This is a genomic window from Paenibacillus sp. 7541 (assembly GCF_002276395.1).
Taxonomy (GTDB): Bacteria; Bacillota; Bacilli; order Paenibacillales; family Paenibacillaceae; genus Paenibacillus_AQ; species Paenibacillus_AQ campinasensis.
The window spans coordinates 1-14,678 of record NZ_NQLZ01000046.1; the positions used below are offsets into that span (position 1 = coordinate 1).

Annotated in this window: 11 protein-coding genes; all 11 read left to right on the forward strand. The window is 52.4% G+C overall.

From position 1 onward, the window contains the following. The first annotated feature begins 426 nt into the window (after nt 1-426). Complete coding sequence (locus CHH75_RS22600) at nt 427-1,875, forward strand: MDR family MFS transporter (RefSeq protein ID WP_230875613.1); 1,449 nt, start codon at nt 427-429, stop codon at nt 1,873-1,875. Nucleotides 1,876-1,906: 31 nt separating this feature from the next. Then, nucleotides 1,907-2,503 carry a TetR/AcrR family transcriptional regulator gene (locus tag CHH75_RS22605; protein WP_155617571.1) on the forward strand — a complete coding sequence of 199 codons (597 nt, stop codon included), beginning with the start codon at nt 1,907-1,909 and terminating at the stop codon, nt 2,501-2,503. A gap of 374 nt (nt 2,504-2,877) precedes the next feature. Beyond that, a complete protein-coding gene (locus CHH75_RS22610) occupies nt 2,878-4,206 on the forward strand; it encodes an MFS transporter (protein ID WP_095264506.1) in 1,329 nt (442 codons plus the stop codon). Next, a complete protein-coding gene (locus CHH75_RS22615; protein ID WP_095264508.1) occupies nt 4,178-5,092 on the forward strand; it encodes a polysaccharide deacetylase family protein in 915 nt (304 codons plus the stop codon). The genes CHH75_RS22610 and CHH75_RS22615 overlap by 29 nt, the downstream gene beginning before the upstream one ends. A gap of 285 nt (nt 5,093-5,377) precedes the next feature. Beyond that, entirely contained in the window at nt 5,378-6,796 is a 1,419-nt protein-coding gene (gene aspA, locus CHH75_RS22625) for an aspartate ammonia-lyase (RefSeq protein WP_095399232.1), read from the forward strand. Nucleotides 6,797-6,816: 20 nt separating this feature from the next. Then, nucleotides 6,817-8,010, forward strand: a complete 1,194-nt coding sequence (locus CHH75_RS22630; RefSeq protein ID WP_095399218.1) for a M20 metallopeptidase family protein — start codon at nt 6,817-6,819, stop codon at nt 8,008-8,010. A gap of 569 nt (nt 8,011-8,579) precedes the next feature. Beyond that, nucleotides 8,580-9,248 carry a helix-turn-helix transcriptional regulator gene (locus CHH75_RS22635; protein ID WP_095264550.1) on the forward strand — a complete coding sequence of 223 codons (669 nt, stop codon included), beginning with the start codon at nt 8,580-8,582 and terminating at the stop codon, nt 9,246-9,248. A 449-nt stretch (nt 9,249-9,697) separates the two neighbouring features. Next, nucleotides 9,698-10,828: an alanine racemase gene (locus CHH75_RS22640; RefSeq protein ID WP_255223098.1), complete on the forward strand. Its 1,131-nt coding sequence runs from the start codon at nt 9,698-9,700 to the stop codon at nt 10,826-10,828. Nucleotides 10,829-10,922: 94 nt separating this feature from the next. After that, nucleotides 10,923-12,086, forward strand: coding sequence for a M20 family metallopeptidase (locus CHH75_RS22645; RefSeq protein ID WP_095399219.1), 1,164 nt, complete (start codon nt 10,923-10,925; stop codon nt 12,084-12,086). A gap of 30 nt (nt 12,087-12,116) precedes the next feature. After that, nucleotides 12,117-12,575: a RidA family protein gene (locus CHH75_RS22650; protein ID WP_095264517.1), complete on the forward strand. Its 459-nt coding sequence runs from the start codon at nt 12,117-12,119 to the stop codon at nt 12,573-12,575. A gap of 445 nt (nt 12,576-13,020) precedes the next feature. Then, nucleotides 13,021-14,637 carry a Na/Pi cotransporter family protein gene (locus CHH75_RS22655; protein WP_095399220.1) on the forward strand — a complete coding sequence of 539 codons (1,617 nt, stop codon included), beginning with the start codon at nt 13,021-13,023 and terminating at the stop codon, nt 14,635-14,637. The last annotated feature ends 41 nt before the right edge of the window (nt 14,638-14,678 follow it).

Below are 14,678 nucleotides of genomic sequence, written 5' to 3' on the forward strand. Positions count from 1 at the left end.
TTGAAATCCACGCACATACGTTCCCTTTCTCCTATATTATACCAAACGTACGTTCTGTTATCAAATGAAATTATTAGTTCAGCACAAAAAATGTATCTTTAGCATAGAAAAGTCGCATTCTATCGCTTTCTTCGACCTTTTTGCATTTGCCCGTTATTCTGGAAACTGTCCTAGCGCTCAACCGCTAAACCTGAACGAAAGGGATAATCGTGAAAGGGGGAGGAGGCAGGGATACCAACAGCAGGAGAGCACGAGGACAAAGGCGATAACAAGCTGTTAATAGCGTGATCTATCACTTACGAAGCGTGTGAAAATAATAAAATTTAAAGGAATTGACGACCGGACAATTGTCCGTTACAATAGAACAGCGTTGCCGGACAATTGTCCGGCAATACATAGATATAAAGGAGGATTAAGGTCTTGGATATGGGAGTGGGGCCTGGGCAGGCCAACATTGATTTAAGCAAGATAAAGAGAGGGCCCATCGTGGCTGCGTTAATTATCGGGGCGTTCGTATCCATACTGAACGAAACGCTGCTGAACATTGCATTTCCGGCTTTGATGACCCAATTCGGGATCGGAGAGGCTACGGTACAATGGCTGTCAACGTCATACCTGCTGGTGGTTGGTATTTTGGTGCCGGTAACGGCGCTGCTTCAGCTGTGGTTTACGACAAGGCAGATGTTTATTGGGGCGATGAGCCTGTTTTTGATCGGTACGATTGTTTGTGGATTTTCGCCGGTATTTGGCATGTTGCTGTTTGGCCGGATCTTACAGGCGGTCGGAACAGGGCTAATGCTGCCGGTTCTTATGAATACAATTCTGAGTATCTATCCGCCGGAAAACCGCGGTGCGGCAATGGGAATGATCGGTCTCGTTATTATGACGGCTCCGGCGATCGGCCCGACGCTTTCCGGTTTCATCGTAGAGGCGCTGAACTGGCGCTGGTTGTTCTATCTGGTTATTCCGCTGGCGCTCTTCTCGATTGTGTTCGCAGCGATATATTTGAAGAACGTGTCGGTGCTGACCAAACCGAAGGTGGATTACCTCTCGATTATTCTGTCGACGATTGGCTTCGGCGGTATCGTATATGGTTTCAGCAGTGCGGGTGAAGGTTCTTGGTCGGATCCGCTCGTGACGTGGTGCATTCTTGCCGGTGTGATTGGCTTGGGGCTCTTTGTTTGGCGCCAGTTGACGGTGAAGGAGCCAATGCTGGATCTGCGCACCTTTAAATATCCGATGTTCGCACTTGTAACGGTGCTGATGCTAGTTCTGATGATGAGCATGTTCTCCACCATGATCATGCTGCCGCTGTTCCTTCAGAATGCGCTCGGATTGACGGCACTTGCCGCCGGTCTCGTCCTGATGCCGGGCAGTATCGTCAACGGTCTGATGGCGCCGATTACAGGCAGGCTGTTTGACAAATTCGGACCTCGGGTGCTTGTCATCCCAGGACTCAGTCTGATGGTGATTGCTGTGTTCCTGTTCTCGCGTATCGACTCTTCTTGGACTGGTGGTAACGTCATCTTTATCCATGTTATGATGATGCTGGGAATTTCAATGGTTATGATGCCGGCTCAGACAACGGCGCTAAATCAGCTGCCGCGTCTGTTGTACCCGCACGGGACGGCGATTATGAATACGTTGCAGCAGGTAGCCGGGGCTGTCGGGATGGCGCTGTTCATCAGCATCATGACAGCTGGTGCGAGAAATTATGCGGTCACAACCGGAGATCTGAATCCTGTGGAAGCGATGGTTGCAGGTTTGCATAATGCGTTTATCGTCGGTCTGGTTATGGCCGGGATCGCCTTGGTGCTGGGCTTGTTCGTGAAGCGGACGTACTCTCCTACAAGTGAGGAGAAGTCTGCTGCGTAACTCCAAGCATGGTTCAGAAGGGGAAACAAGCATGCGGATAAGAAAAGAGAATGATGAGCTGAGTCAAAAAATTCTGGATACGGCACAGGCCTTGTTTGACAAATACGGGGTTGAGGATGTTTCCATGCATCAGGTCGCAAAGACCGTCGGTATAGGTCAGGGAACGTTGTACCGGCGCTATCCGAGCAAAAGCAAAATCTGCTTTTCGCTAATGGAAACGAAGATCGACCGCTTTATGAAGGAAATCAAGGCCTACCTCGAATCAAATGGGGAACTTCCGGTGGCGGTCCGGCTGCGGACGGTGCTGACCCGGGTCATTCTTCACTTCAATGAGGATTTGGAATGGCTTCGTGTGATGCTGACTGCCGACAGGCTGGAGGAAACCAAGAAGAATGTGTGTGAGTCCCCACCCTTTGATTTTCTGCAAAAGGAGATCCAAGGACTACTGGAGGAAGCTGCCGAACAGGAAGGACTGATGCCGGTTGACCCGGGGTTTACGTCCATCATGCTTGCTTCTCTGCCACGTGCTGACGTCATTTTGTATTTTCGGGATCATGGACATAGTGCCGAGGATATTGCAGAGCAATATTGCCGGAGCTTTGTGGATCCGCTGTTTATAAGCCGTTGAAACACAGCTAACGCTGCTCGTGTTAGTGTTAGGCTAAGGTAGTGCTAATGCTAATAATGTTAAGGCTAGTGCCAGTGTTAAGGCTGAGGCTAAGGCTAGACTAATGCTAGTGCTAATGCTAATGCTAATGCCAGTACTATCGTTAGTGATCAGGCGGCCTAAGCTTGATCGGGGCTTGCATTTCATACAAAACAGAGCTGTCCGCCAATTGGCAATCAAGAGCCGGACCGTGCAGGGGATAATCCCTGGCGGTCCGGCTTTTCGCATGGAGATTTAACTTATTACAGCTCCTGGGCGGGCAGGTATATTCTTCTTCCTTGCAGAATACTGTACAACAAAAGCATCCGGACATGGACCTTATGGGGGGAAGCGCTATGCATCGCCTGCGCCGCTGGATCAATTCACCGTATTCATTCTCGCTCGGCATGTTTGCGATGATGGTGCCGAGTCAGGCTTTCAGTTCCTTTTATAGCTACTTTTATGTAGAGAAGCTAGGTCTGGGCATCGGGCTGGCCACGCTGGCAAGAATGATCTTTCTGATCTGGGATGCGGTTAACAACCCGCTTATGGGTTATTGGTCCGACCGGACCCGGACGCGCTTCGGACGGCGAAGACCGTGGGTGTTTGGCGCGATGCCGGTGTTCATGCTAATGTTCATCATGGTATTCTCGCCTCCGTCGGGACTTGCCCAAGGCGGATTGTTCGCGTGGTTCTTGATCGCGCTGCTGCTGTTCGAGGCAGCGGCTACGGTGCTGTGGGTAAACTACGGCGCATTATTTCCCGAGCTGTTCAGAGGAGATCGGCTGCGTGCCAAAGCCTCCGCTATCCAGCAGGGCTACCAGGTGGTGGCGCTGCTCATCGGAACGGCGCTGACCCCCATTTTGTTTGACGCGATAGGCTTTTCCCGCATGGCTGTCCTGTATGCGTTCCTGTTCGGAATATTCATGCTGCTCTGCATGTTATCGGTACGGGAAAACGAGACATACGCTCAACAGAAGCCGCTTAAACTGGTGCGGGCATTTCGGGAAACATTGAACAACCGCAAGTTTTGGGTGTTTCATATATCGAATTCATTTGCTCAGACGGTTAACGGACTAATTAGCTCGATGATTCCGTTCTACGCCAAATATGTGCTTGGCATACCGGAGGCGCTTGTATCGGTGCTGCTTGCTTCGGTTTTTGTATCTGTCATCCCGCTCGTGTTTGTGTGGTACTGGATTATTCGCACGATGGACGGCGTGAAGGCATGGCGGCTGTCGCTGGCAGCTTACGGGCTATCCGTCATCCCGCTCTGGTTCGGTCAGGATCTGACCAGTGGCATTCTGGCAGGCGTTATGGTCGGATTCGGCCTGGCTGGCTTTCTCGTTACGCCAGCGATCGTCAGCGGGAGAATTATCGATGAGGATGAGGCGCGAACCGGGCTGCGCAGGGAAGGGATCTATACGGCTGTGGGTGGATTTATTACACGTTCAAGCGGGTTGATCTCGGCCATTGCCTTCTGGATCGTAGGCATCATATTCGGATATGAAAGTGGCGACAACCCGGGGAACAATCCGGAAGCGACCTTCCGGTACCTGACAAGTGTGGTTCCGCTGATACTGCTTGGAATCGCCTTCCTCATATCTTTTATGGTCAAAATGGATTTCAACAACACACTAAAAGGGGAACTCGAACATGGAACGAAGACTGATCATCAACTGTGATGATTTTGGACAGAGCCCGGCAGCAAACAAAGCGATCTTCCACCTGCTGGAAGAGGGCAAGGTATCGTCGGCAACAGTCATGGCGGTTGCGCCCGGTTATGAAGAAGCTGCGTCCTGGTGTGCCCGCAGGCAGCAGCCCAATGTGGGACTTCATCTGACCTTGACCAGCGAGTTTGAGGCGCTTCGGTGGGCCAGTCTGACGGGACACCCGTCGCTTCATGATGAGACTGGCCATCAATACCGGACTGTGCAGGAGTTCGAGACTGGTGCAGCTGCTGGCGCAGTGATGAAGGAACTTGAGGCCCAATATCAGTTGGCCCGGAAATCCGGAATCCGGCTTAGCCATATCGATAACCATATGGGGAGCCTGTATGGTGTGGAGACCGGCCGTAGCCTGATTCCGCAAATGCTGTGGAAAGCCAGGCGCTGGCGGCTGCCGGCCAGGCTGTTCCGCTATATTGATCCGAGCGATCCGCTGCTCAGCACCTTGTCGAATATCCAGCGGCCGGTGGCGCTGGCTTCCGGACTGGCCGATGCCTTCGGCGTACCGATCCCGGATTATTTGCTGTCCCACCCTTACCGGATTGTGGAGGGGGAGAGGTATGATCGCTTCAAGCAGTCGATCATCGCCAGGCTGTACAAGCTGCCGGAAGGCGTGTGCGAGACGTACGTTCATCCAGGCGCGGAGGATGAATGGATGCAGGCATCGATTCCGAACTGGGACAAGCGGATATGGGAATTCCGGCTTTTGTTTGATGATGATTTTGCCTATGCTATGAAAGATGCGAAGGTGATTTTGACAGACTACCGGTATGTCGAGCGATATTTGCGGCGCCCTCGCGGGCGGTCGGCAGTGAAGCTGATGAAGGTGCTGATCGCTAAATAAGGTGGCTGTCAGGCCGCAACTATAGCGGTCGTCCTTACGAGGAGGGACGATCGCCTTTTTATGACAGAAAGTGCGCACCTATCCGTCGATTCCGGGCGATGTCGGACGTACATTAGAGATAAGATAAGAAAAAGGAAAAGAGACAGTCCAAGGAGAATTGTTATATATCCGGGAATGCTGGATATTAACAGGATCACTTTACAAGAGGATTATGTTCTGATGCACTGGGAGTCGTTCGGCGCATAATCCCGACAAATACAGACAAAGGCGGCGGTGATGTTGTCCATGGTACAGTTTCGGATTGAGAAGGATTTTCTGGGGGAAAAGCAGCTTCCATTGGAGGCCTACTACGGAATTAACACGGTCAGGGCTGTTGAGAACTTTCCGATCAGCGGCGTGCCGATCCACAGCGAGCTGATCACGGCGCTTGCCGAAGTGAAGAAGGCGGCTGCAATCGCCAATATGGAGCTGGGCTGGCTTCCGAAGCGGATCGGTAACGCCATTTCGGAGGCAGCCGACGAGATTATTGAAGGCAATCTTCGTTCGGAATTCATCGTGGACTCGATTCAGGGAGGTGCAGGCACCTCGATCAACATGAACATGAATGAGGTGTTGGCCAACCGTGCGCTGGAGCTGATGGGCCAGCAAAAAGGGGAGTATTTCCATTGCAGTCCAAACAACCATGTGAACATGTCCCAGTCCACGAACGATGCAATCCCGACAGCGATCCGGATCGCTTCGTTTCGACTGACGCAGGATCTGCTTCAGGTGTTCCGCACATTGGTGACAGGAATCCGGGCGAAGGCCGAAGAGTTTGATGATGTCATCAAGATGGGGCGCACTCATCTACAGGATGCGGTTCCGATTCGTCTCGGACAAGAGTTCGGTGCTTACGCCAACGTGTTGGAGCGGGATATAGCCCGTATTGAACGTGCGGCGCAAGGGCTGCTGGTTGTGAATATGGGGGCGACGGCTGTCGGTACCGGGCTGAATGCCACACCGGATTACATGCGCGGCGTCGTGCAGCATTTGAACGAGCTGACCGGCTTCTCGCTCAGGCAAGCGGATGATCTGGTCGATGCGACACAGAACACCGATGCGTATATGGAATTGTCAGCGGCGCTAAAAGTATGTGCCGTCAATATATCGAAGATGTGTAATGACATCCGCTTGATGGCGTCAGGGCCACGGGCAGGGCTGGGCGAGCTCAACGTGCCGCCAAGGCAGCCGGGATCGTCGATCATGCCGGGCAAGGTAAACCCGGTTATGGCTGAGGTGATGAACCAGATTGCATTCCAGGTCATCGGCAACGATCATACGATCTGCCTGGCCTGCGAAGCAGGGCAGTTCGAGCTGAACGTAATGGTTCCGGTGGCAGCCAACAATCTGATGCATTCCCTGAAGATTTTGAAGAACGGCATGGATGTATTTTATAAAAACCTGATGATTGACCTGAAGGCGAACAGAGAGAGCTGCAAGTATTATGTTGATAACAGCTACGGCATTATTACAGCATTGAATCCGCATCTGGGCTACGATGTGGCTTCCAGATTGGTGAAGGAAGCGCAGCAGACGGGCCAGGGTATTCGGGAAATCATTCTGGAGAAGGGCCTGCTGACCGAAGAACAGATCAATGTGATTCTAGACCCGTATCATATGACGTCTCCGGGCATCGCAGGCGAGGAGTTTTTGCTGAATCAGTAGGCGAGCGAGGTGGAGACCAGATGGATATCCAAGCGATGTTCAAGGAGATTGAAGAGGAATTTCAGACAGTGGTGGAATGGAGACGGCATTTGCACCAGCATCCGGAGCTGTCTTTTCAGGAGCAGAATACAGCGGCGTTCATCACGGACAAGCTGACAAGCTTTGGTCTGGAGGTTCGGACCGGCATTGGCGGCTATGGGATCGTGGCTGTGCTGAAGGGCGGGGAGGAAGGCAAGCGAATCGCCCTCAGAGCAGACTTTGACGCGCTGCCGATCGCCGACGAGAAGGAGGTGCCGTACAAGTCACGGTATGATGGCGTAATGCACGCCTGCGGCCACGATGGCCATACGGCGGCGCTGCTCGGCACGGCGAAGGTGCTGTCCCGATATCGCGATCAGCTGAAGGGAACGATCCATTTCATATTCCAGCCTGCAGAGGAGCTTCCTCCTGGCGGCGCCAAGGCAATGATCGAGGAAGGAATTCTGGATGAGGTTGATGCGGTATTCGCTATTCATCTCGCCACCGATGTGCCTGTCGGTAAAATCGCGGTCGGTGCGGGCTACCAGATGGCCGCGGTGGATAAATTTGATATCGTGATCCATGGAAAAGGGGGCCACGGCGCCAGACCGCACGAAGCGATTGATTCCATTGTCATCGGCAGTGAACTTGTCGGGGCGCTGCAAAAGATCGTCAGCCGCCGAATCAGCCCGCTTCAGGCAGGTGTTGTCACGGTAGGCCAGTTTCATGCTGGCTCGGCCTTTAATGTCATCGCCGACACGGCTCGTCTGGAAGGGACAGTACGCTCCTTCGATGAAGGCGTGCGCGACTTGATTGAAGAGGAGATCCGCTCGATCGTGGATGGCATCGTGTCCGGGGCGCATGCCTCATACAGCATAGACTATTTGCGCGGCTATCCGGCACTCTTTAACCATAAGGAGGCGACGGAGGCGACTCGAAGGCTACTGGCCGAATCATTCGGGGAAGATGCAATGATGGAGATGGAGCCGAGCATGGGGGCGGAGGATTTTGCTTATTTTCTGAAGGAGAAGCCAGGAACCTACTTCAAGGTCGGCGCCAGAAATGAACATGAGTCCACCCAATATCCGCATCATCATCCGAAGTTTGATTTTGACGAGCAGGCGCTGCTGATTATGCAGAAGGCTTTTATTGAGATTGTACGGGGATATGCTCTATTAGAGAACGAAGGAGAGTAAACATTAATCGCCTCATACCTTAACGGTATGGGGCTTCTATGCGGTGGAGTCCGACTCGTGGAATGCTGTGCGGACTGTGGAGTGCGGCGTCTGCTGGTGAAGTGCGGACTGTGCTGTGCAGTTCGGACTTGTACCGGGAGAGCCTTGCATGATTATCCCGTTAGATCAGGAGTTTTTTGCCTGTTCCGCCTATCTGCCATCTTCTTTTCCTGCTCACCAGCCTTCCTGACTTCTACCCTCATATCCTCATACCCTCGCATCCTCACATCCTCACATCCTCACATCCTCACATCATCATATACTCGTATACTTCTGTCCCCCTGTCTCCCTGAACGAAAGGGATAATCATGCAAGGGGTGGGGGAGAGACTAGTGTTGTAAGGAGGAAAGGGGGAATAAAGCGTTGCTCGTACTGCGCATCTCATTCGCTTGACAAAGCGCTGAACATTAAGGACACTAAGAGCGATAACTGTGACAGTTCCAAACATGATTCTATAGATTGTACAAAAACACTTGTACCAAGGTGATTTGCACCAAATTGACGAAATCAAAGCAGAAAGTGTGTGAATGATGGAAAATATCAAGGACGAATTGAATGTGCTTCTGCCGGTTGTGCGCTGTATCGCTGCCCAGTTTGGCAACCAATGTGAAGTGGTGCTTCACGATCTGAGCCAAGGCTATGAAAGCACGATTGTGGCGATCGAGAACGGGCATATTACGGGCAGAAAGGTGGGGGACTGCGGAAGCAATCTCGGGCTGGAAGTGCTTCGGGGAACTGTGACCGAAGGCGATCGGTACAACTATATCACCCAGACGAAGGATGGGAAGATTCTGCGGTCATCGTCCACGTACTTCAAGAACAGCAAGGGCGAAACAATTGGTGCGCTGTGCATTAATTTTGATATTTCGGATTTTCTGGTGGCGGAGAATACGCTGCGGTCGCTTACGATGCATAGCCTTGATCAAGAGGTTAAGGAAGTATTCGTGAATGACGTGAACGATCTGCTTGAATATCTTCTGCAGGAGTGCCAGAAGGAGATCGGCAAGCCGGTATCTCACATGAACAAGGAGGATAAGCTGAAGGCGATCCAGTTCCTGGATATGCGCGGCGCGTTCCTGGTCAAAAAAGCAGGGGACAAGGTGTGCCAGTTTCTGGACATTTCGAAGTTCACACTGTACAACTACCTTGATGAAGTCAGAGCCGGTAAGGACAAGACCCCTTCGGAGAATCTGCTTTAATCCTCGCGCAGGCAAGGGCAGATACATGAAAGACTCCCGAAGTCCCGCAGTCCCGAGGTTTCTGAAGTTGCCTATGGTGCATCTGAATCTGAAGTGCCTCTGAAAGGCCTAAGTGCCTCTGAAAGATCTTATAGTACCTCAAAAGTACCTCTGAAAAAGTGCCTGTGGTGCCTCAAAAGTGCTTACCAGTGTATTTAGGTGCCTAAAAGTGCTAGGCATCATAGGTGCCTCTATAGTGCCCCTATCGCTTCGCATGCTCCCGCCGTACGAATAGATCATCGGCAATGGCGTCCTCGAAGCAGGGGCCTAACATCCCCCTGTCACCCCTCGATTTATGATTGACAAATTGATCGGGCACCCTTCATAATTTGATTAATCTAAAAAATATTCTTATTATCTAATTATTTTTATTGTGGAAAGAACGGATGCCAATAAAAGGCCGGATTGCGGTGGAGCAGGTTCTTGGTTGGAATGCTTCCGGAAAGGATCGTGAACAGATGAACGTATCTACGCCCGCTGTCGTTGTTGATCTGGATATTGCCGAGCGCAATATCAGGAGAATGGCCGACGTTGTTAGGAGTGCCGGTATCCGCCATCGTCCGCATATCAAGTCTCACAAGTCGGTTTATTTTGCGCGCAAGCAGCTTGAGGCCGGGTGTGCGGGAATTACATGCGCCAAGCTTGGCGAAGCTGAAGTGATGGCCGAGGCTGGCATCGATGATATTCTCATCGCTTTTCCGATTATCGGAGCGGACAAGCAGGAGCGGCTATTTCGCCTGGCGCAGCATACCCAGGTTACATGTGTAGCTGATAGCCTGGAAGCGGCCGTCTCGGTATCGCAAGTTGGCGAGCGTCTGCAGCGCACAATTCCGCTATACATCGAGGTGGATGGGGGGATTGGCCGCTGCGGGCGTCAGCCGGGGCAGGATACGGCCGAATTTGCCTTGCAAATTTGTGATCTGCCGGGGATTGAGGTTGTCGGGGTGCTGTCGTATGCGGGGCAAATCTATGCCGAACAATCCCGAGAAGATATCCGGGAGATGGCGAAGCAGGAAGCGTGTCTGCTGCAGCAGTCGGCCGATATGATCCGCGCAAACGGCATGACCCTGCCGGTGGTTAGCGGCGGCTCATCGCTCTCTTCGAAGTTTGCCCAGGACCTGGACGGCGTGACGGAGGTCCGTGCCGGGAACTATCTGTTCCACGATGTGGGCCAGCTGTCGATGGGCATGGTTGGCGTTGAAGATTGCGCGTTGCGGGTCGTGACCACGGTGGTCAGCACTCCGGCTCCCGGCAGAGCGATCATCGATGCTGGATCGAAGACGCTGACAACAGACACAATGCCCTTCTCCAAGGGCTACGGATATATTGTCGAGCACCCGGAGATCGAGATTTTCAAGCTGAACGAGGAGCACGGCTTTCTGCGTTATCCGCCTGAACTTTCGGTTCGGATTGGCCAGCAGCTGACGATTATCCCCAATCATGCCTGCGTGATTCCGAATTTGTGCGATGAGGTGCTGGGCGTTCGGGACGGCGAGGTCGTGCTTAGCATCAAGATCGATGCGAGGGGCAAGAGTAGCTAGACGCAAGAGAGCAGGGCAAGAGAGCGGGGGCAAGAGCAGTCAGGGGCAAGAGCAGCTAACGGCTAACTACACATGGGAAAGGAGTGGTCTGACAATGAACCGTTCTTGGGAGGACGTGTTTGACGAGCAGGAGCTGCTTGACATTACCTCCGGTCTTATCCGATGCCAAAGTGTAAATCCTCCAGGGCATGAGGAAGTGGCGGCACGATACATAAAGGAGCTGCTTGCGCGAGAGGGCATACAGGCCGAGCTTCAGTGGCCCGCGCCAGGACGGGCGAATCTGACGGCAGTTCTGACGGGACAGCGGCCGGGTCCGAGGCTGCTGCTGAACGGGCATCTTGATGTGGTCCCAGCCGGAGAGGATTGGAGTGTAGACCCATTTGCAGCGACGATAAAGGATGGCTTTCTGATCGGCAGAGGGGCCGCGGATATGAAGTCAGGCGTAGCGGCGATGCTGTATGCTGCTATTTGCCTGCAGCGGTCAGGCAATCCGTTCGCCGGCGAACTGATCCTGTTCTTTAATGCCGATGAGGAGAGGGTTAACCTTGGAATGCGTCATTTCGTGGAGCACCCGATACACGCAGATTACGCGGTCATCGGCGAGCCGACAGAGCTTGACATCTGCATAGCGCATAAGGGGATTGGGCGGTACCGTGTCCGCACCTCTGGCGCGGCGGCTCACGCGGGGAAGGTGAAGTCTCCGGACAACGCCATTCCGAAAATGGCCGCCCTGATCGCGGGGCTGCAGCCGCTTCGAAGCCATCTTCAAACGCAATCTCATCCCATTCTGGGCAGCCCGGCGCTGAATGTGACCCAGATCAAGGGAGGCACAGCTCCGAATATTATTCCGCAAAGCTGTGAGATCGAAATTGATCGCCGCTTGATTCCAGGAGAGACGCGGGAGCGTGTGCTGAAACAGTTGAACGATGCTTTGACTGCTGCGGCGGGAGGCAGCGATTTTGATTACGAAATCGAGGATTATTTGTTCCTCCCTGCCACCTTAATCGAGGAGGATCATCCACTGGTGCTTGGACTTGCCGATGCGGTCCAGGTTGTGCGTGGCAGTACCCCGGTAGTGGGCGTATTCGAAGCTTTCTGCGAAGCTCCGTTTCTAAGCGGGGATCTGGGGATCCCGACGGTTATTTTCGGGCCCGGGTCGCTGCTGCAAGCTCATGTGAAAGATGAATATGTTCCGGTAATCGAGATCGTTCAGGCAGCGAGAATTTACGGGAATCTGGCGATCGGCATACTGCAATAATCGACTTTTGATCAGGAGGAGAAATATAAAATGACAATTCAGGACAGATTAAAGGCATTGAACATTGAACTTGAAGAGGTCGGCACGCCCAAATTCTCATACGTTCCGGTAACCCAGACGGGAAATCTGCTGTATACATCCGGCCATGATTGCCGCAAGAACGGGGAACTGATTCTAACGGGCAAGCTGGGATCAGATCTCACGATTGAACAGGGGCAGGAAGCGGCGCGCCGTTGTGTCATCAACATTTTGTCATCACTGCAGGCGCATCTCGGGGATCTGAACCGGGTCACCAAAGTGGTGAAAATGCTTGGCTTCATCCAAAGCGCCGAAGGGTTTAAAGATCAGCCTTATGTGTTGAATGGCGCCTCCGATCTGTTGATTGACGTTTTTGGCGATAAGGGCCGCCACGCGCGTTCGGCCATCGGGACCAATGAACTGCCGTTCGATACACCGGTCGAGGTGGAAATTATTGTCGAGGTTGAATAGCCTCTATCCTGCGAACGAATAATAGACACTGAAATGTCACAAAGCATGGCGGCACCCAGGAAGTTAGCCTCTATTCAATATATTCCAGACGGAGCATGCGATCTTAGCGTACTGTTACCCACTTCTCCGACATGAAGATTCGATTAATCCAATAAAAGCTTCATTAATATACTCGTTCGATGCTCTCCTTGGCTATGGAGGTTAACGCGGCTTAACCCCGGGCTGAAGGGGAGCTTTTTACACCTGAACATAGAGGTTGTCTATCATTTCCAGCTAAAGATTGAATATGTATTAATTTAAATAGCTGTTTCTAAGTAACATATTATGATAAATTATTAGAGGGTTTTTTACAGATCGGACGGAGAGGCCTGCCGGAAGTTCCGCCGGTCACAGTTATTTCGGTTAAACCAATATATTAGGCGCACACTAGAAGGAGGATTCTCGCTTGGATTGGCAGGATATATTGTTTAAGTTTATTGGGGGTCTGGGTATCTTTCTGTTCGGCATCAAGTACATGTCGGACGGGCTGCAAAAATCAGCTGGTGACAAAATGCGGGGGTTACTTGCAAAATATACGTCAAATCCGGTTCTTGGCGTATTGGTCGGCATCGGGGTCACGATTCTGATCCAGTCCTCCAGCGGAACGACGGTCATGGCCATCGGATTGGTGAATGCCGGGCTGATGACACTTAGACAAGCTATTGGCGTGGTTATGGGGGCCAACATCGGTACAACCATGACCGCATTCATTGTAGGGATCAAGATTGAGGAATATGCGCTGCCTATCATCGCGTTGGGGGGATTCTTTTTATTCTTTTTAAACAAGAAAACCTATCAATACATCGGACAGATTATATTCGGATTCGGGACGCTGTTCCTGGGTCTGTCTACCATGAGCGACGGGATGAAGCCGCTGCGGGAACTGCCTGCCTTTACCGATTTCATGATTAATCTGGCGGACCAGCCGGCGCTGGGGCTGCTCGTGGGTACTGTGTTCACGGCGATTGTGCAAAGCTCGAGTGCCACCATCGGTATTCTGCAGACGATTGCGGATGAAGGCATGGTGAGTCTGATCGGAGCGCTGCCGATTCTGTTCGGGGACAATATTGGTACCACCATCACAGCTGTACTTGCTTCAATCGGGGCTACAGTTGCTGCGAAACGCACGGCTCTTGTACACGTCATATTCAACGTCATTGGAGCCGTGATCTTCACGCTGCTGCTGCATCCGGTCCATTCCCTGATAATGTGGATCGGCGAGGGCGTGAATATCCGGATGCAGATTGCTTATGCGCACGGCATTTTCAATTCCTTGAATACCCTGATCTTCCTGCCGCTCATTCCTGTGCTGGCGTGGATTGTGACGAAGGTGATTCCAGGGAATATGTATGAGCTTGAGTTCAAACCCAAGTATCTGGATGATCGGCTGCTGGCAACGCCTAACGTGGCGCTCGGACAAGCCCAGCATGAGATTCTGCGGATGGGTCAATATGCTCGCGAAGCGTTGAATGACGCGTCAGACTTCTTCTTCGAGAGAGACCCGAAGGTGGGCGAGCTAGCCTTGCAGAAGGAAGAGCTGATCAACGAACTGAACCGCAAGATTACGGACTATATGGTGAAAATCCATCAGAGCGGCCTGTCCGAAGCCGAGTCGGAGAAGGCAACCGGATGGTTCCAGCTCGTCAATGATATTGAACGCATCGGCGACCATGCGGAAAATGTCGTTGAGCTGTCGGAATTCAGCATCAACAATAAAGTGGAATTTTCGAGCGAAGCCGAGCGCGAGCTGAAGGAAATGCTCAGCCTGGCCGACAAGGCGGTGGAGCGGGCGCTCTACGCGCTGGAGCACAACGACCTGAAGGCTGCCGAAGAGGTATTATCCTACGAGCTTGAGCTGGATGAGCTGGAGGTTCGATTCCGCAAAAGTCATATTCAACGCTTGAACCAGAATCTCTGTTCTGGCAATTCAGGGGCGGTGTATCTGGATATCTTGAGCAATCTGGAGCGGATTGGGGACCATAGCAAGAACATCGCCCAATTCGTCCAGCATGAGGAAGCTTAACTCCTGGGATTTCAATAACATGATTTCAGCAACGCATTTCA

Coding starts and splice junctions, on each gene's coding strand:
- CHH75_RS22600 (WP_230875613.1), top strand. CDS start 427: ATGGGAGTGGGGCCTGGGCAGGCCAACATTGATTTAAGCAAGATAAAG.
- CHH75_RS22605 (WP_155617571.1), top strand. CDS start 1,907: ATGCGGATAAGAAAAGAGAATGATGAGCTGAGTCAAAAAATTCTGGAT.
- CHH75_RS22610 (WP_095264506.1), top strand. CDS start 2,878: ATGCATCGCCTGCGCCGCTGGATCAATTCACCGTATTCATTCTCGCTC.
- CHH75_RS22615 (WP_095264508.1), top strand. CDS start 4,178: ATGGAACGAAGACTGATCATCAACTGTGATGATTTTGGACAGAGCCCG.
- aspA (WP_095399232.1), top strand. CDS start 5,378: ATGGTACAGTTTCGGATTGAGAAGGATTTTCTGGGGGAAAAGCAGCTT.
- CHH75_RS22630 (WP_095399218.1), top strand. CDS start 6,817: ATGGATATCCAAGCGATGTTCAAGGAGATTGAAGAGGAATTTCAGACA.
- CHH75_RS22635 (WP_095264550.1), top strand. CDS start 8,580: ATGGAAAATATCAAGGACGAATTGAATGTGCTTCTGCCGGTTGTGCGC.
- CHH75_RS22645 (WP_095399219.1), top strand. CDS start 10,923: ATGAACCGTTCTTGGGAGGACGTGTTTGACGAGCAGGAGCTGCTTGAC.
- CHH75_RS22650 (WP_095264517.1), top strand. CDS start 12,117: ATGACAATTCAGGACAGATTAAAGGCATTGAACATTGAACTTGAAGAG.